Source organism: Variovorax humicola, assembly GCF_037889915.1.
Taxonomy (GTDB): Bacteria; Pseudomonadota; Gammaproteobacteria; order Burkholderiales; family Burkholderiaceae_C; genus Variovorax; species Variovorax humicola.
Map to the genome: position 1 here is coordinate 186909 of NZ_JBBKZV010000009.1, position 15564 is coordinate 202472.

Sequence of the window (15564 nt, forward strand, 5' to 3'; positions counted from 1 at the left end):
CCGCGCATGTTGCGTCCCTGCGAAGGCACGCCGGGCAGTCTCCCGCTACTGCCCCGACTCCTCCACGCCAATGGCCCGCAGCAATTCGCTCAGCTGGACCGGTTTGACCAGGAGAGCCACATCGACCGGACCGCTCGTGGCAAGCAGCTTCAATGCACTCGGCCCATCGCCGGCCAGCAACATATCATGTCCAAGCTCCTGCAGCAGGTCTCGCATGGGCAACGCGACGTCCTCGATGTCTCGCATCAGTTTGCCAACGCCGGCATACTGCGGCCGAACCTCCTGCTGGCGGCACCGGGCCGCTCGACCGCACCGATTCCGCCGCCCGCCCCGTGCCCCGCATCTATCGACGTCGCGTTCTTCCCGAAAAAAGGAGTGCCAGGTGCCGTTGCTTCAAATCTCATTGCGCGCCGGAAAACCGGACGCCTACCGGCAGGCGATCTTTGACAGTCTCTATCGCGCGATGCGCGAAACGCTGAACGTGCCTGAAGATGATCAGTTCATGACCATCACCGAGCATGAGCCAGCGAACTTCCGCTACGGCGCCGCCTTCGGCATAGACCGAAGTGACGAGCTTGTCTTCATCCGGATCACCGTGTTCAACACCCGCACCGCAGAACAGAAGAAAGCGCTGTTCCGGCGAATCGCGGAATTGCTTGGCGAGAGCCCCGGCATACGTTCGGAGGATGTGTTCGTGAACATTGTCGAGGCCGCGTTGGAGAACTGGTCTGTCGGCAACGGCCTCGCGCAGTTTGCTTGAGGATCCAGCGAAGCCCTGCCATGCCTGCGTCGCCCGCGCCAGCACCGGAACGCCGGACATCGGGACCGATGGGGCTCGGATGAAGACAGCGAAAGCGGCGCCGAGACGCCCTGACGACCCGAGCGTCTCCAGGTCGTCGGGCAATGATCGGAACTGTCCTTCAAGCAAGCACACTTCCGTCCGCCACCGGCGCCGGCGCCTGCCGGTAGATTGTCGGTAGGCATAGCACAGGAGACCGCCATGGCAGACGACTTGGGCAACCGCGGGGCCGAGGAGCGCATCCGCATCAGCATCGACGAAGCCCGCTGTTGGGTACGACGTTTCGGTGCGACAAGGGAACACCTTCGCAAGGCGGTCGCCGAGGTCGGCGCGTCGGCCGACCGGATAGCCGGGTACTTCGGAAAGAAGTGAGATGGCGACCGGCAGCAGAACCCTTTGGAAGGGCGCGATTTCTTTCGGGCTGGTCCACATCCCGATCGGCCTGCACACCGCCACGACCGAGCAGGGCGTCGACTTCGACTGGCTCGACAAGCGAACGATGGACCCGGTGGGCTACAAGCGCGTGAACAAGAGGACCGGCAGGGAGATCGACAAGGACAACATCGTGAAAGGTGTCGAGTATGAGGACGGAAAGTACGTCGTCATCTCACCGGAGGAGATCGAAGCGGTCTACCCGCGCACGACGCAGACCATCGAGATTCAACGCTTCGTCGATGCCAACGCGATCCCTTTCGTCTATCTGGAGCGGCCTTACTACGTGGCGCCGGTCAATCGGGGCCACAAGGTGTTTGCGCTGCTCAGGGAGGTGCTTCTCAAGAGCGGGAAGATCGGCCTGGCCAAGGTGGTGATCGCCACCAAGCAGCATCTGGCGGCTCTCGTGCCCAGCGACAAGGCCCTGGTGCTGAACTTGCTGCGCTGGGGCGACGAGGTCAAGTCCCTGGACGGCCTGGATCTGCCACCTGCCGGCACCAAGGACGCGAAGATCAGCGCTGCGGAAATGAAGATGGCCGAGCAGCTGGTGAAGGACATGTCCGGCGAATGGAAGCCCGAAGATTTCAAGGACGAGTTCAAGCACGAGGTCATGAAGCTCGTGGACAAGAAGGTCAAGGCGGGGGACACCGAGACAGTGATCCAACCCGAAGAAGAAGCTCCCTCGGAAGGCGCGGAGATCATTGACCTGACGGAGTTGCTCGCCCGGAGCCTGAAGGGCGGCAAGGCCTCGAAGCCGGCCGCACGAAAGACTCTCCGCAAGGCGGCAGCCAGGAAGACACCCGTGGCGAAGGCGCGCAAGGCGGCGTGAGCGTTGCACGCCTGCGTCGATCCGCCGAATCGCAATCTACACCACCCGACAGGCCCGGTCTGGCTCAGCATCCGGCAGGCTGAACCCCCCTCTGCTGAATCGCAGCGGAATCGAGGCCGAACCGGAGTCCGGTGTTTCCGCCAGCAGCCGGCGACTCGACCTGCGCGGCGAGGTGCCGCATCTGCTATGCATCAATGAGGCGGAACTGAGTCTGTTTGATTCGCCGTCGCTGAGCGACATTCGGACATGCTCAATGTCCTCCCGGGAAGGGCGCCTGAATGATCGATGCCTTGACCCTTGCCCGCATCCAATTCGGGTTCACCATTTCCTTTCACATCGTCTTCCCTGCCTTGACCATCGGCCTGGCCAGTTATCTCACCGTGCTGGAAGGCTTGTGGCTGAGGTCGCAGCGCCAAGCCTACATGGACCTGTATCACTTCTGGTCCAAGGTGTTTGCGGTGGCTTTCGGGATGGGCGTGGTTTCCGGGCTGGTCATGGCGTATCAGTTCGGCACGAACTGGAGCAACTTCTCGCGCTTTGCCGGCGGTGTGACCGGGCCGTTGCTTGCCTACGAGGTACTCACCGCCTTCTTTCTCGAAGCCGGCTTCCTTGGCGTCATGCTTTTCGGACTCAAGCGCGTCGGCCCGGGTCTGCATTTCATGTCGACAGCCGCGGTGGCCGTCGGCACCCTGATCTCGGCCACCTGGATCCTGGCATCCAACAGCTGGATGCAGACACCGCAGGGCCACGAGATCATCGACGGCCGCGTGGTGCCGGTGGACTGGCTGCGCGTGATCTGGAATCCATCCTTCCCATACCGACTCGCGCACATGGTGGTTGCTGCATTCCTGGCGACCGCGCTGATGGTGGCCGGCAGCGCAGCCTGGCAGCTGCTGCGCGGGCGCGACAACGAGCCGATCCGCGTGATGTTCTCGATGGCGCTCTGGATGGTCCTGATTGCGGCGCCGATCCAGGCCTTGATCGGCGATCAGCACGGGCTCAACACGCTGGAGCACCAGCCCGCGAAGCTGGCCGCCATCGAAGGCCATTGGGAAAACAGACCCGGTGAAGGCGTCCCGCTCGTCCTGTTCGGATTGCCGGACACGGCCGCGGAAAGCACCCGCTACGCTGTCGAGATCCCGCACGCGGGAAGCCTGCTGCTGACGCATTCCTGGCAGGGCGACATTCCCGCGCTCAAGGACTTTCCGCGCGAAGACCGGCCGAATGTCGCGGTGGTGTTCTGGACCTTCCGGTTGATGGTCGGGCTCGGCTTTCTCATGATCGCACTGGCGCTATGGGCGGCCTGGCTTCGATGGCGCAGTCGCCTCTTCATGTCACCGGCGTTCCTGCGCTTCGCTGTCGGGATGGGCCCGTCAGGCCTGGTCGCCATCCTCGCAGGCTGGTTCACCACGGAGATGGGCCGGCAACCCTGGGTTGTCTACGGATTGATGCGCACGGCCGACGCCGCCTCGCCCCGGCACACCACGGGCCAGATGGCCGTCACGCTCGCCATCTTCGTTGCCGTCTACCTTCTGGTCTTCGGGGCGGGCACGGTGTATGGCTTGCGCCTGATCGCCAAGGGGCCATTGGTGCACGAAGGCGACGATCCGGTGGACGGTGGCCCCGGTGAGCCTCGCCAGCCGATGCGGCCGCTTTCAGCCGCGGACGAGGACATGCCGCGCACGCTTTCCGGGGAGCTCCGCCATGGGCATTGACCTGCCGCTGACCTGGGCCGTGATCATCCTGTTCGGGGTCATGATGTACGTGGTCATGGACGGGTTCGATCTCGGCATCGGCATTCTCTATCCCTTCTTCGACGCGAAGGACGACCGCGACGTGATGATGAACACCGTCGCGCCCGTATGGGACGGCAACGAGACCTGGCTCGTGCTGGGCGGCGCAGGACTGTTGGCCGCGTTTCCGCTGGCTTATGCGGTGATCCTGAGCGCCTTCTACTTGCCGCTTGTCCTGATGCTCGTGGGGCTGGTGTTTCGCGGCGTGGCCTTTGAGTTCCGCTTCAAGTCGCCGCCTGGAAAGCGCCGGCTCTGGGACAAGGCCTTCGTCGGTGGCTCGGTGACCGCGACCTTCTTCCAGGGCGTCACGCTAGGGGCGTACATCGACGGCATCCAGGTCGCCGACGGCAACTATGCCGGCGGTGCCTTCGACTGGCTGACGCCGTTCTCGCTTTTCACAGGCGCCGGCCTGATCGCTGCCTATGCATTGCTGGGCGCTACATGGTTGATCATGAAGACCGAAGGCTCGCTGCATGAACGCATGCGCCTCTTGGCAAAGCGCCTGGCCTGGGTTCTGCTCGCGGTGCTTGTCGTGATCAGCGTCTGGACGCCACTTGCGCACCACGAAATCGCAGCGCGATGGTTCAGCCTTCCGAATGTGTTCTGGTTCGCACCCGTGCCGGTGCTGGTGCTGTTGGCCATCCACAGGCTTCTTCACGATCTCGAGGGAGAAAGCCACGCGTCACCCTTCGTCCTGACCCTTGCCCTGATCTTCCTGGGCTATAGCGGTCTGGGCATCAGCATGTGGCCGAACATCATCCGGCCGGGAATCTCGATCTGGGACGCCGCCGGTCCACCGCAAAGCCTAGGCTTTGCGCTGGTGGGGGCGCTGCTGATCATCCCGATGATCCTCACGTACACGGCCTTTTCGTATTGGGTGTTTCGCGGCAAGGTCCGCGTGGGCGAGGGCTACCATTGAACCGCAACGAACCGTCGCCCGATGCCGTCGACTGGCGCAGGCGCCTGGGATGGCTCGCCTTGTTCTGGCTGTCGGGCGTTGCCGGAGTCGGTGTGGTGGCGTGGGTCTTGAAGTTGCTGCTGCGGGCGGTGGGACTGGCGACCTGAGGCACATCGGCTGCCGAGCGCAGGGCTGCGCGGCAAATCGCGTTGGCCCCGGCACGTGCATGCCCGGATCACCGGGCAAGATTTCCGGACGCATGGCCCGACTTGATTGACGCCGCGCTTCGATCATTGACGCTCCTTCAACGACATTGAAAGAGGTCATCATGGAAACTGCCGCTCCCTCCGCGAACCAGTACTCGAAGGTCATCGCGAATTCCAAACGCATCCGCTGGGACATCGACAACGACGTCATCCGTCGCCGGCGATTCGATCTCGAAAAGACTTTCCTGCCGTCGGGCCTGTCACTGGTGAACGAGCTGGATTTCATGACGTCCGATGACCAGCGTCTGCTGAGCCAGGTGCAGGGTCGAAGCTACGCCTACATCTTCGGTCTGGTGGAGCGCTTCATCGGCGCCAAGGTGCTCGAGATCAGCCGGCAGCACGCGCTCGGCGACCAGATGGCGCTGGAGGCCCTGGTCCGCATGGCCGACGAGGAGCTGAAGCATCAGGAGCTGTTCCGGCGCATGGAAGCGATGATGGCCGCCGATATGCCGGCGGGCTATGTTGCTACGGCCGATCCCAACGCCGTCGCGAACGCCGTGCTGAGCAAGAGCTCCTGGTCGGTCCTTGCGCTGACACTGGACATCGAGCTCTTCACGCTGGCGCACTATCGCGCCAGCATCGAGCCCCGGGACGACCTGTGCGCGCTGTGGAAAGACGTCTTCCTGGCCCACTGGAAAGAGGAGTCGCAGCACGCGGTGCTGGACGAACTCGAATTCCTTCGCGAGGACGCACGCCTGAACCCGGCCGAACGCGACGCGGCCGTCGGCGACCTGATCGACCTGGTCGTGGCGGTCGACGGCATTCTTCAGGCTCAGGCGCGCGCCGATGCGACCTACTTCCACTCGATCGCGGGCACGCGCTATGCCGATGCGCAACGCGCCGCCATCGGCGAGGGGGTCTTGAAGGCGTATCGCTGGCAGTACATCGTGTCGGGCGTGACGGCGACGCGCTTCCAGGAGGTGCTCTTGGGCGTGCTCGATGACACGCAGACTGCCAGGGTCATGGATGCGCTCCAGCCGCTGCTCTATGCGATGCCCGCGGCGATTCGCCATTGAGGCATCACGATGCCCGTCAGGGTCCACCACAGGAGACCGAGATGCTGCCCGAATTGATGCTGCTGGGTTTCACCGCCTGGACCCTGATGCTCCTGCTCACCACCGTGGGTGCCTACCGGTTGAGCCGGGTCTTCCGTGGTCGGGCGGGAATGGGAGATTTCCGCGCCGATCGTGTCGAGGGGCAGGACTGGTACGTGCGCGCCATGCGCGCGCACGCGAATTGCCTCGAGAACCTTCCCGTGTTCGCCATACTGGTCTATGCGTTGCGCGCCTTCGGCATCGTCGACCACGCGGTGGACGCCCTGTGCGTGGTCATCCTGGCGGCGCGGATCCCCCAGTCGCTGGTCCATGTCTGCTTCGCCCAGACGGATCGCGTCGTGTCGCTGCGCTTCACATTGTTCTTCGTTCAGTTCCTCAGCTTCTTTCTGCTGATCGCGTGGATCGCTTTCCATCATTGAATTCAGATGGACTCCTGAGGCTGTGCTCACGGCGCCAGGATGCCGGGGGCATGCCGAACTCACGCTTGAAGGCGCGGCTGAAGGCGGTGTCGGTTTCATAGCCGACCTCGAGCGCGATGTGCATCATGCTCAAGGCGCTGCGCCGCAGCAGGTTCGATGCGAGCGCCATGCGCCACTTCCCGAGATATTGAATGGGGGGCTGTCCGACAAAGTGAGTGAATTTCTCGGCAAGTACCGACCGCGATGTCCCGGCCTCTCGTGCGAGGCTTTCGAGCGTCCACTGATACGCCGGCTTCTCGTGCATGAGGGCGAGGCACTTGCCGACGGCGCGGTCGCGCAAGCCCGCGAGCCAGCCGGTCTGGCCCTCCGACATCTGGGAGATGTACCGACGCAACGTCTCTACGACCAGCACCTCGGACAATTTGGCCAGCATGCCTTCGCCACCGGGTTGCGTGGAAGCGGCCTCCGCCACCGCGTAAACGAAGGAACGCTCCACCCAGTCGGTCTTTTCGTCTCTCCGCAGTCTGACCGTCAGCACCCGGGGCAGCGTCGCCAGGACCGGCCGGCAAAGGATGGGATCGCATGACAGATAGCCGCAGATGAAGCGGGTCGGCTCGCCGCCGCCGCCCAACTGCAGTTCGTCGGGCCTCTCGCGCAGCAGCGCGCGCACATCGAGCAGCGGCCCAGGACCATCCAGCCCTGACGAGGCCATGGTGTGGGCATCGCCATGCGGAAACAGGATGATGTCGCCGGCTTGCAAGTGGAGCGGCGGCATGCCGTCGAGCTTCACGGTGCACGAACCGTCCACGAAGAAATGGTAGAAGAGCAGTCGCTCGGATCCCGCGTTCACCTGCCTCGCCACCGCCTCCGCTTCCGGCGAGGCAAAACACCATGGTGCGGTGAATCTGGCGTTGAAGAAGATCGCGCTGTTGAACTGCAGGATCTTCAAGACCTCTGACAAGGCATCCATATCGACTTCGCCTCCGCAGGAGCGTCGCCATTTGACCACCTTTCACTCGCTCGATACATGCTCACTCTGACCCGCTTGACAATCCAGCGCGCCAGGAAAGAACGCTTGCCTCAAGTCGCCGGGAGCCTGACGTTCACGACCTTGCTGTCAATCGTGCCCTTGCTTGCAGCGAGCTTCGCGCTGTTCACGCGATTCCCGATCTTCAGGCGGTTCAAGGACGCGCTGCAGGAATTGTTGTTGAGCAGGCTGCTGCCAGCCGACATGGCACGTACGGTTCTGAAATATCTGAATCAGTTCGCGGCGAACGCCAGCAGCCTGACCTGGGTTGGCTCGCTTTTCTTGCTGGGCACAGCCATTGCGATGCTGCTGACCGTGGAGAACGCGCTGAATCAGATGTGGGAGATCAGGAAGAACCGGCCGTTTCTCAGGAGGGTCGGCCTGTATCTGCTGGCGTTGACCGTCGGGCCGCCCGTTCTGGGTCTGAGCCTGTGGGCAACGTCGTATTTGCTCGGCATTTCCATCGGCCTCATCGGCGCAGTGCCACCGTGGCTTGCCTTCGTGCTCGGCCTCGGGCCGCCCATGCTCTGCGCTGCTGCGCTGACAAGCTTGTTCTACCTCGTCCCGAACACCAAGGTACAGCTGCGCGACGCCGTCGCGGGCGGCCTGATCGCCAGCCTTGTTTTCGAATTGGGCAAGCATGGCTTCACTGCCTACCTCGTCAAGGTGCCGACCTACAAGGCGCTGTATGGGGCCTTCGCGGCGCTCCCCATGTTCCTGCTGTGGGTGTATTTCTCATGGTTGGTCACGCTTGTCGCAGCCATGATGACTGCCAATCTGGCGCTCACCCGACGGCGGCCGACGGGCAGGCCGGCACGGGCCTGAATTCGATGGGCAGGTTCAGCCCGTCGCGTGCGCCGGCGAGCCAGGAGCCTTCGAGCAGAGGAACATCGTGTGGCTCGAGACCTGCACGGACACGTGCATTTCGGGGCGGGCCGACTCCGGGCCGCTTCGCTGGCAGTGGCACTGCGCATGGCGGGTGTCCCGAGTTACCCGTTCTCGCTCGCCCCGAAGCAACATTTTTCGTTGGGGCACATGTCGAAAACGCGCAGAATTTCGCCCCAGGGGCTTCCCGCCGCATTGGAATTGAAATGATCGAACTCCCCACGCCCGCGCAACTTGCTGCCATTGAAGATGAAGAGCTTCACACCTTGGCGAGCGCGTGGCGCAAGCGCGCGCTCCGCGGCGACAAGGATGCCAACGGGATTGCACACGCGCTGGAGGTCGAACAAAGGCGGCGCACGCGGGCCAGCCAGATGCAGCAACTGCCGCGCGACCCGGAACCGCTCAGCGCGAGACCCTGGTGGCGATTCTGGCGCGGCGACGATGGCGGCGAGCCGAGGCATGACGGATAGACGACTTCAGTCGCTCACGGGAAGCGCGTCGCGGGGAACGTGGTTCAGTCGGCCCGCGCAGCGGGTGTTGCCTGTCGTAGCGGCCGAGCGCGCCACCTGCAGCTCACTAAATCACTTCATCCGCTCGCGATAGCAGCGATTGCGGGATTGTGAGACCGAGCGCTCTGCCGGTCTTGAGGTTGACGAAGCGAAAGCGCCGCGACCCACCGGTGCGTCTCGCCAGACCGCTGTTTGGCGCAGGCGCAGGCGCGCCCGCGGGCCACGTTGCCGGCCGTGGACTCGGTCGATATTCTGGACCGCAGCGGAGATGGCATTCCTCCCCTAACCGCCCATTCGGGCTGATGATGCCTACCCGGGTCCAGCGTGGACTGGCGTAGGCATTATTGATGCGCAACTCGCGCGCATTGCCACACTGGTCGCTCCGGTCCCTTTTTGACCAAGGAGCGGCGACATGAGCGGCTTTTCATTTCTTGCGGTCTTCGGCGGCGCCGGTTTCGGTGCATTGCTGCGCTGGTGGCTCGGCGGCTGGCTGAATCCGGTGTTTCCCACGATTCCCCTGGGCACGCTGGCTGCCAATCTCATCGGTGGCCTGCTGGTCGGCGTCGCCAGCGCCTTCTTCACGCACAACAGCGGCCTCGCACCCGAATGGCGACTGCTGATCATCACCGGCTTCATGGGCGGCCTGACGACGTTCTCCACTTTCTCGGTCGAGGTCGTGACATTGATCAGCCGACAGGAGCACTGGTGGGCGCTGGGTGCGGCGAGCGTGCACCTCGTCGGCTCGCTGATCCTGACCGGAATCGGCATCCTGATTGCCAATGCGCTGTTCATCAGGACCTAAACGGGGACTGCAAATGAACGCCGACAACACGGTCCCACGGAACCGGGACATTTCGAGCCGAAGGAGGCCACCATGCAAGGCATCTACCTCAAGTTCTACGTCCAGGAGAACCGCCGCCACCACGGCATCCTTGCCTACGAATGGCTCCTGCAGGAAGCCAGGAAGCTGGGCATCCACGGCGGCTCGGCCTTTCGCGCCATCGCCGGTTTCGGTCGCCACGGCAAGCTGCACGAAGAGCACTTCTTCGAGTTGGCCGGCGATGTCTCGGTGGAGGTCGGGTTTGCGCTGAACGAGCAGGAAGCGCAAAGCTTCCTCGCGCACCTGGCCGGCGAGAAGCTCCGGCTGTTCTACATCAAGGTGCCCCTGGAAATGGGCGTCGTCGGGAGCGAGCCTTGACCGCTACCTGGGCGCTGGCCGCGCTATGGCTTTTGCTGGCCTTGGCAGCGACGCTGATGTCGATCGGTGGCCGTGGTGTATGGCCGTCATTCTGGAGTTCGGCTTCAACGCGACCGACTACGGCAAGACGGTGCTGGCCGCCCGGCCACCGTGCTGGCGCTGGGCTTCATCTCTCTGCGCCATTCACTTCCACGCCCGTCTTCTTTGCGGCCTGCGGGATCGCGGCAATCTCGCTGCCCTGGCTCAATCCGAGGTTTTTCAAGCGCTTCGGCGGGCGGCCTTCGGAGCTGGAGGCTTGGCGGAGGCCTCTCTCGCCAAGCGCGTCATCGATCATGCGCACTGCTGTGTGCCGGTCGCGGGGTGAGATGAAACACCCCCGAAGCACCTGCGGCGCCTCCCCCGCCAGGGATCCCTCGAGGGGAAGCACCCGGCGGGCCGGCAAAGCCGGTTCCGCGGGTGCCCACGAACGGACTTCGCAGTGCTCGTCCTGGTTTCATGCGTCGCGGCTGGCGCGATAGCGTGGTAGAAAAAAGATATGAGTCACGCGCCAGGCAACCGAAGAGCAGCCACCGGCAGCACTCGCGGCTTCCTGCCAACGGCCGGCGTAATCATCGCCAGGGTCCTCGGCCCCGTCGACCGTCGCCGAACCGACGCGCCAGGCATTTCTGTGCAACCGCTATCCACGCCGGTGTAGAGTTGAACGAAATCGAAAGTTGATCGTGAAAAGCCTGTTTCTCGTGCGGCACGCCAAATCGAGTCGCGGTGATCCGTCCTTGCCCGACCGGGAGCGACCGTTGGACGATCGCGGCCTCCAAGACGCGCCCACGATGGGCAAGCGCCTCCGCAAGCGCGAGGTGAAGCCCGATCTGCTCATGTCGAGCCCGGCACTGCGCGCGCTGACGACGGCACAACTCATCGCCGACGAACTCGGATACCAGCGCAACGACATCGCCCTTGATGAACGGCTCTACGCCAGCAGCGCGGACAACTTGCTCGCCATCATTTGCGCACTCGACGACAAGCTGGACCGCGTGATGCTCTTCGGCCACAACCCCGAGTTCACTGACCTCGCACACCGGCTGTCGAGCGAGATCACCGACATGCCCACATGTGCCGTCGCCGAGTTCCGCTTCGATGCAAATGTGTGGGCAGATGTCGGGGTGATTGCGCCAACGGTCAAGCTGGACGCGCCGAAGAAGTAGCTCGTGCCAGTCGGCGGGCGCGGTAGGTGGCAGTCAGCGCCAGCCTTCGCAGATGTGTCCATCAACTCGCGCAGGCGCGCGAAGGTGGCCGGCGTCCAGACCGACCGTGGTGACCCCCACACCGACGCGGTGGTTCATCGCGCCCAGCACTGGCTGCAAAGGAACATGTCCCGGCCGATCCGCAGGTGCCGAGCTCGCGCGATTGCCGAATCGAACATGCAGCCGTCCACCGGCGCAAAACGGGAACGACTGACAAGATTTTCAGCCTCTGTCCGACAAAGAAGATGCTCCCCGCCATAAAACTAGCCCTAGGCTGGGAATTTTTGACACCCGGACTGAGGACAGTGCCATGACGGACAGTGACCCGCGGCTCGCGCGCATCTGCAGTTGCTGTGCGCACCGGCTGCCAGCTTTGTATGGATCCCGGGTTCAGTGCCATGCGCGCGGCAACACCGCGTCTTCGCGTCGGAAGCCAAGCGTCGGGGCCGGGCAGATGCGGGCCTCGCGCTTCACCGCCTTCTCCTTCCTGATCCATTCGCTCTTGGCTGCGACATGGGGTCAGCCCGCGCTCGTGAATCGAATGGCCGCCAAGGGCTCTTCGAGATGACCAAATACTGCGAGGCGTGCCACACGGCGAACAGGGACAGGGCGCGGTTCTGTCGCGGGTGTGCGGGTCGATTCTCCGGCGTTCGCTTCGCTGCGAATGCCTTCGTGCCTCCCGTGCCTACCGCGCCTGCCGTGCCTGCCGCGCCTGCCGCGCCGATGTCGGCTGCTTTTCCAAAGGTGCCCGACGTGCGCACCTGGGGCGCGCGTTCGACCGACACGCAGGCCGTGACGACGTTGGCACGCTTGCCACGCGCTGCGTCGTCGAAGCTCATGCGCAGAGGGTGGCTGCAACTGCCCGCTCGCGTGAATTCGTCCGTAGCGCGCCTACTGATCGCGCTGCTGGTGACCCCCAGCGCATTGTTTTCCTGGCATTGGCTGCACACCGCCAACCACAGCCCAACGTTGGAGAGTCCGCCGTCGAAGCAAGAACCGGCTGCAGCGGCGACGTTGGCGACGAGTGCTCTCTTGCCGGTGAAGTCACATCCTGGGGAGCCCGCTCCCCCCATTGCCGGGAGAGTCCTGGTTCAGGGGCAAGCGCCGGGTCCTCCAGAGGCGCTGGACCCGGCGCCAGGAGGGGAACGTGACCCGCCAGCCGGGATTCGGCGTGAGCCGGAGCCGGGGCGGGCGCCGGTCGCGGCAGAGGAGGCAAGCGTGCCGGCGACTGGCGTTGCCGGCGATGTCACTGCCGCCTCGGCTGCAAGCCGGGGGAGTCCTGGTCCAGAGGCAAGCGCCGGCTCCTTCGGAAGCGCTGGACCGGATGCCAGCCCAGGTGGCGCCGGCAACTCGGGCGGCAGCGGCGGTCCAGGCGTTGGCACCGATGCTGGTGCAGATGTTGTGCTGGTGCCGTGGCCGGCGGCGCCGGAGCAGGCGGTCGCGGCAGAGGCGGGCCTGGGGGTGGTGGGCCCGGCACTGGTGATCTCGGCTGTAGTGACGTTCGACAAAAGCAGACGCCGCACCGTTGGCGCATTCAACCACGGCCCTAAAATTCTTGCTCGCTTGGCTTGGTGGCCAAATCGCAATTGCTCAACTGGCTGATCTATGAAAGTCCTCCTTGTAGGAAACTATGCGCCCGATGCTCAGATCAGCATGCTGGCCTTCCGACGCATGCTTGAGCGTGAGCTGCCGACCTTGGGGTGCGAAGTTCGCGTCACTTCGCCGCGGCGGAGACTGCAGCGTGTGCCATCGAGTTCGCGCTGGTGGAAGTGGCTCGGCTATCTCGACAAGTTCATCCTTTTCGCGCCCACCCTTGCGCTTCAGGCGCGGTGGGCCGACGTGGTTCACATCTGCGATCACTCCAATGGCATGTACGTACGCTGGGTCAGGCGCAAGCCTACCGTCATTACCTGCCACGATGTCATCGCTGTCCAGGCCGCGAGAGGCATGGTCGACGGTTGGAACGTCAACTGGAGCGGCCGGATATTTCAACGTCTTATCGGGCGGGGGATGGGGGACGCCGACCTCGTCGCCTGCGCATCGGCGTTGACGCGTCGCGCTCTACTGGACCTTCAGCTCGCGCACGAGCATCGCGTACTGACGGTGCCCAATGGGCTGAACGATGACTTTTCGGTTGTATCGCCCGATGAAGCACAGCACCTCATCGGGCGATTTGGCATAGCGAAGCACGACAGCTATCTGCTTCATGTCGGCTCGGACCTGCCACGGAAGAATCGAAAGACCGTGGTTGAAGCGTTCGTTGCCCTTCATCGCAATGCGGCCGAGCGCGGTACACCTGTGCTCGCGCAGTCGCTGATACTTGTGGGGCCACGGCTTGAGCCGGCCATGATCGCCTTGCTATCCGAATGCGGCCTCGCCGACAGGGTGAGCACCATCCAGGACGTTTCCCATCAGGAGCTGCGTGCGCTCTACGCCAGGGCGACGGCTCTGCTGTTTCCTTCGCTGCAGGAAGGGTTTGGATGGCCAGTCATTGAGGCGCAGGCGTGTGGTTGCCCCGTGTTTGCATCTGACTTGGCGCCGATGAACGAAGTCGGTGGCTCGGCCGCTTGCTATATCGATCCTCGTGATCCCGAGGCCATCGCCCGGACCCTGGAGCAGGCCGGCGGACGGCTGGCAGCGATGCGTGAACTCGGATTCCAAAATGCCTTGAACTACTCCGCAGCTCAGATGATGGAGAACTATCTTGCCGTCTACCGTCGAGCGGTGGCAGCGAGGGAATCCCGCTCGAAGCGCGGAGAATCCTGCGAAGGGCAGCTGCCCCGCAACCAGCTATTTGCAGCAGGTGTGATTGCGGTCGTGTTCGCCCTGCTGTGGCTTGCCCAGCCCTTGAACTAGACGGACTTGCGTCACGCACGAACTCGCGGAGCCGCAGACCATCGAGATTGAGGCGTACGCGTTCACCTGCATGGTCAGGTCAATGCGCAACCATTGGGTGTCATGCTCGACGTGCGGGCGCAGCGCACAAGTTCGGCCTTTCCTCGACCACGCACGTGTGGCTCGCGGCCGCCATGCCGATATCAAGGACTTCGACGGCCTTGCCGCCATGGCGTCGGCCCCGCAGCTGGTAGCTGCGCGCGCTCGGCGTCGAAACCGACTTTGATTCGTCGTCTTCCCAGAGCCCTTCCTGGTCAGGTGTGCTTGGGTGACGCTCAGCAATGTGACGAAGGTGTGCGATTCTTCCTTCATTCGCAGGCCGAGGGGCAACACAATGTCCCGCATGCAACATCCGTCGACCGACCCCCAGACCTTCAGCAGCTTCGTTTCCTTGAATCGCGCGGACCGGACGCACCAGCCCAAGGAAGCCCCGCTGTCAAAGGAACGAATTGCCAGCTTCGTGATAGCGGGGATTGTCGCCGCCATTGCGATCTGCATGCTGCTGGCCGCCCGGTAGCCCACTCCCAGGCGCGCGCCATCCTGCACGAAAGCCATGCTCAAATTCTTTCAACGCCCTCATCCCCGGCAGGCTCACCCCGAGCCGACTGCCGCGAGTCGGCCAGCGCCGACGCTCGATGCGCACCCGTTGCGTGTCGCCACGGACGTAAACAGCGTCGAACGGGGCGCGAAGGACGCTCCCGAGACGGTGGTCAGTGAGTTGTCCGAATTGGAGGCGCACGCTCTTTGCGCGCGCGAAGGTATCCCGGTGTTCTGGCCGCGACGCGACCGCCACGAGCGCGACTGAGCCGGTCCCGCTGGCACAGGGCCCGCGATGGGGTCCGTCCTACTGTTGAGGTTGGAGTGTGCTGGCCACGGCACGCGGCCGCGATCAAGTCATTGCTCGCGCGCGTCACGAGACCCGGGATACTCCGTGACGTTCTGCGTGCTCCTGGCACGAGCCTGTTCGGCGCCATGCAAGCTCGTCGTCGCCCGAGAGAGCGCGTAGTCGGCATAGAGCCCGTCGACCGTTGCGATCCACCGGTCAACGGCGGCTTCGTGGCCGACCTCCTCCGCGGCGACGACCTTCTCCTCGCCGTCGGTCGTCCTGGCGACGAATTGATCCTGCGCGCCTCGTTGCCCGGTGCCCCGATCGCTCGGATCGCCCTGCTGCAGAGGTGAGCGGCGCCGCGGATAGGGCGGCACCGCGATGCCGGCCCTGCGAAGAATGACTTCCTTCTGCTCTGTGCTCAGCATGATCTGTCTCCCAACCACCGGTCCAGTCTTCAGGCCGGACATCAGGGTCACATCAAGTCTGCCC

The 15564-nt window shown here is 63.9% G+C and carries 19 protein-coding genes and 1 riboswitch; of the genes, 16 read left to right on the top strand and 3 right to left on the bottom strand.

Annotation, left to right across the window (positions count from 1 at the left end; all coding sequences use genetic code 11):
* Window positions 1-45: 45 nt before the first annotated feature.
* Window positions 46-246, bottom strand: coding sequence for a response regulator (locus tag WKW80_RS17140; RefSeq protein WP_340364768.1), 201 nt, complete (start codon window positions 244-246; stop codon window positions 46-48).
* Between the two features lie 136 nt (window positions 247-382).
* On the opposite strand from WKW80_RS17140, the gene WKW80_RS17145 reads away from it, so the two are divergent.
* From WKW80_RS17145 to WKW80_RS17180, 8 genes are all read left to right on the top strand, one after another.
* Window positions 383-760 (top strand): tautomerase family protein, encoded by a 378-nt coding sequence (locus WKW80_RS17145; RefSeq protein WP_340364769.1) that lies wholly within the window; start codon window positions 383-385, stop codon window positions 758-760.
* A 240-nt stretch (window positions 761-1000) separates the two neighbouring features.
* Complete coding sequence (locus tag WKW80_RS17150; RefSeq protein WP_340364770.1) at window positions 1001-1171, top strand: DUF3606 domain-containing protein; 171 nt, start codon at window positions 1001-1003, stop codon at window positions 1169-1171.
* A 1-nt stretch (window position 1172) separates the two neighbouring features.
* Window positions 1173-2060, top strand: coding sequence for a non-homologous end joining protein Ku (ku, locus tag WKW80_RS17155; protein ID WP_340364771.1), 888 nt, complete (start codon window positions 1173-1175; stop codon window positions 2058-2060).
* 278 nt (window positions 2061-2338) lie between these two features.
* On the top strand, window positions 2339-3775 hold the full coding sequence (locus WKW80_RS17160) for a cytochrome ubiquinol oxidase subunit I (RefSeq protein ID WP_340364772.1): 1437 nt from the start codon (window positions 2339-2341) through the stop codon (window positions 3773-3775).
* Complete coding sequence (gene cydB, locus WKW80_RS17165; protein ID WP_340364773.1) at window positions 3765-4772, top strand: cytochrome d ubiquinol oxidase subunit II; 1008 nt, start codon at window positions 3765-3767, stop codon at window positions 4770-4772. The genes WKW80_RS17160 and cydB overlap by 11 nt, the downstream gene beginning before the upstream one ends.
* Entirely contained in the window at window positions 4769-4918 is a 150-nt protein-coding gene (locus tag WKW80_RS17170) for a DUF2474 family protein (RefSeq protein ID WP_340364774.1), read from the top strand. Before cydB ends, WKW80_RS17170 begins: the two co-directional genes overlap by 4 nt.
* A gap of 161 nt (window positions 4919-5079) precedes the next feature.
* Window positions 5080-6033, top strand: coding sequence for a hypothetical protein (locus WKW80_RS17175; protein ID WP_340364775.1), 954 nt, complete (start codon window positions 5080-5082; stop codon window positions 6031-6033).
* A gap of 41 nt (window positions 6034-6074) precedes the next feature.
* Window positions 6075-6491 carry an MAPEG family protein gene (locus tag WKW80_RS17180; RefSeq protein WP_340364776.1) on the top strand — a complete coding sequence of 139 codons (417 nt, stop codon included), beginning with the start codon at window positions 6075-6077 and terminating at the stop codon, window positions 6489-6491.
* On the opposite strand, the gene WKW80_RS17185 is transcribed toward WKW80_RS17180, so the two are convergent.
* Window positions 6448-7461 (bottom strand): AraC family transcriptional regulator, encoded by a 1014-nt coding sequence (locus WKW80_RS17185; RefSeq protein WP_340364777.1) that lies wholly within the window; start codon window positions 7459-7461, stop codon window positions 6448-6450. The two genes, WKW80_RS17180 and WKW80_RS17185, sit on opposite strands and share 44 nt — an antisense overlap.
* Before the next feature lie 57 nt (window positions 7462-7518).
* On the opposite strand from WKW80_RS17185, the gene WKW80_RS17190 reads away from it, so the two are divergent.
* From WKW80_RS17190 to WKW80_RS17225, 8 genes are all read left to right on the top strand, one after another.
* Window positions 7519-8343 carry a YihY family inner membrane protein gene (locus tag WKW80_RS17190; protein WP_340364778.1) on the top strand — a complete coding sequence of 275 codons (825 nt, stop codon included), beginning with the start codon at window positions 7519-7521 and terminating at the stop codon, window positions 8341-8343.
* Window positions 8344-8609: 266 nt separating this feature from the next.
* The gene (locus WKW80_RS17195; RefSeq protein WP_340364779.1) at window positions 8610-8873 is read left to right on the top strand and encodes a hypothetical protein; all 264 of its coding nucleotides are present in this window, start codon (window positions 8610-8612) and stop codon (window positions 8871-8873) included.
* Between the two features lie 294 nt (window positions 8874-9167).
* Window positions 9168-9231: riboswitch (Fluoride riboswitch) on the top strand.
* A 93-nt stretch (window positions 9232-9324) separates the two neighbouring features.
* Entirely contained in the window at window positions 9325-9714 is a 390-nt protein-coding gene (gene crcB, locus WKW80_RS17200; protein ID WP_340364780.1) for a fluoride efflux transporter CrcB, read from the top strand.
* A 72-nt stretch (window positions 9715-9786) separates the two neighbouring features.
* Window positions 9787-10110 carry a DUF190 domain-containing protein gene (locus WKW80_RS17205; protein ID WP_340364781.1) on the top strand — a complete coding sequence of 108 codons (324 nt, stop codon included), beginning with the start codon at window positions 9787-9789 and terminating at the stop codon, window positions 10108-10110.
* A gap of 79 nt (window positions 10111-10189) precedes the next feature.
* Entirely contained in the window at window positions 10190-10474 is a 285-nt protein-coding gene (locus tag WKW80_RS17210; RefSeq protein WP_340364782.1) for a hypothetical protein, read from the top strand.
* A gap of 373 nt (window positions 10475-10847) precedes the next feature.
* Window positions 10848-11312, top strand: coding sequence for a SixA phosphatase family protein (locus WKW80_RS17215; protein WP_340364814.1), 465 nt, complete (start codon window positions 10848-10850; stop codon window positions 11310-11312).
* Between the two features lie 1644 nt (window positions 11313-12956).
* A complete protein-coding gene (locus WKW80_RS17220; protein WP_340364783.1) occupies window positions 12957-14207 on the top strand; it encodes a glycosyltransferase family 4 protein in 1251 nt (416 codons plus the stop codon).
* 373 nt (window positions 14208-14580) lie between these two features.
* A complete protein-coding gene (locus WKW80_RS17225; RefSeq protein WP_340364784.1) occupies window positions 14581-14763 on the top strand; it encodes a hypothetical protein in 183 nt (60 codons plus the stop codon).
* Between the two features lie 377 nt (window positions 14764-15140).
* On the opposite strand, the gene WKW80_RS17230 is transcribed toward WKW80_RS17225, so the two are convergent.
* Complete coding sequence (locus WKW80_RS17230; RefSeq protein ID WP_340364785.1) at window positions 15141-15500, bottom strand: hypothetical protein; 360 nt, start codon at window positions 15498-15500, stop codon at window positions 15141-15143.
* Window positions 15501-15564 lie beyond the last annotated feature (64 nt).

Coding starts and splice junctions, on each gene's coding strand:
- cydB (WP_340364773.1), top strand. CDS start 3,765: ATGGGCATTGACCTGCCGCTGACCTGGGCCGTGATCATCCTGTTCGGG.
- WKW80_RS17225 (WP_340364784.1), top strand. CDS start 14,581: ATGTCCCGCATGCAACATCCGTCGACCGACCCCCAGACCTTCAGCAGC.
- WKW80_RS17190 (WP_340364778.1), top strand. CDS start 7,519: ATGCTCACTCTGACCCGCTTGACAATCCAGCGCGCCAGGAAAGAACGC.
- WKW80_RS17205 (WP_340364781.1), top strand. CDS start 9,787: ATGCAAGGCATCTACCTCAAGTTCTACGTCCAGGAGAACCGCCGCCAC.
- ku (WP_340364771.1), top strand. CDS start 1,173: ATGGCGACCGGCAGCAGAACCCTTTGGAAGGGCGCGATTTCTTTCGGG.
- WKW80_RS17195 (WP_340364779.1), top strand. CDS start 8,610: ATGATCGAACTCCCCACGCCCGCGCAACTTGCTGCCATTGAAGATGAA.
- WKW80_RS17160 (WP_340364772.1), top strand. CDS start 2,339: ATGATCGATGCCTTGACCCTTGCCCGCATCCAATTCGGGTTCACCATT.
- WKW80_RS17175 (WP_340364775.1), top strand. CDS start 5,080: ATGGAAACTGCCGCTCCCTCCGCGAACCAGTACTCGAAGGTCATCGCG.
- WKW80_RS17150 (WP_340364770.1), top strand. CDS start 1,001: ATGGCAGACGACTTGGGCAACCGCGGGGCCGAGGAGCGCATCCGCATC.
- WKW80_RS17230 (WP_340364785.1), bottom strand. CDS start 15,500: ATGCTGAGCACAGAGCAGAAGGAAGTCATTCTTCGCAGGGCCGGCATC.
- WKW80_RS17210 (WP_340364782.1), top strand. CDS start 10,190: ATGGCCGTCATTCTGGAGTTCGGCTTCAACGCGACCGACTACGGCAAG.
- WKW80_RS17140 (WP_340364768.1), bottom strand. CDS start 246: ATGCGAGACATCGAGGACGTCGCGTTGCCCATGCGAGACCTGCTGCAG.
- crcB (WP_340364780.1), top strand. CDS start 9,325: ATGAGCGGCTTTTCATTTCTTGCGGTCTTCGGCGGCGCCGGTTTCGGT.
- WKW80_RS17185 (WP_340364777.1), bottom strand. CDS start 7,461: ATGGATGCCTTGTCAGAGGTCTTGAAGATCCTGCAGTTCAACAGCGCG.
- WKW80_RS17180 (WP_340364776.1), top strand. CDS start 6,075: ATGCTGCCCGAATTGATGCTGCTGGGTTTCACCGCCTGGACCCTGATG.
- WKW80_RS17220 (WP_340364783.1), top strand. CDS start 12,957: ATGAAAGTCCTCCTTGTAGGAAACTATGCGCCCGATGCTCAGATCAGC.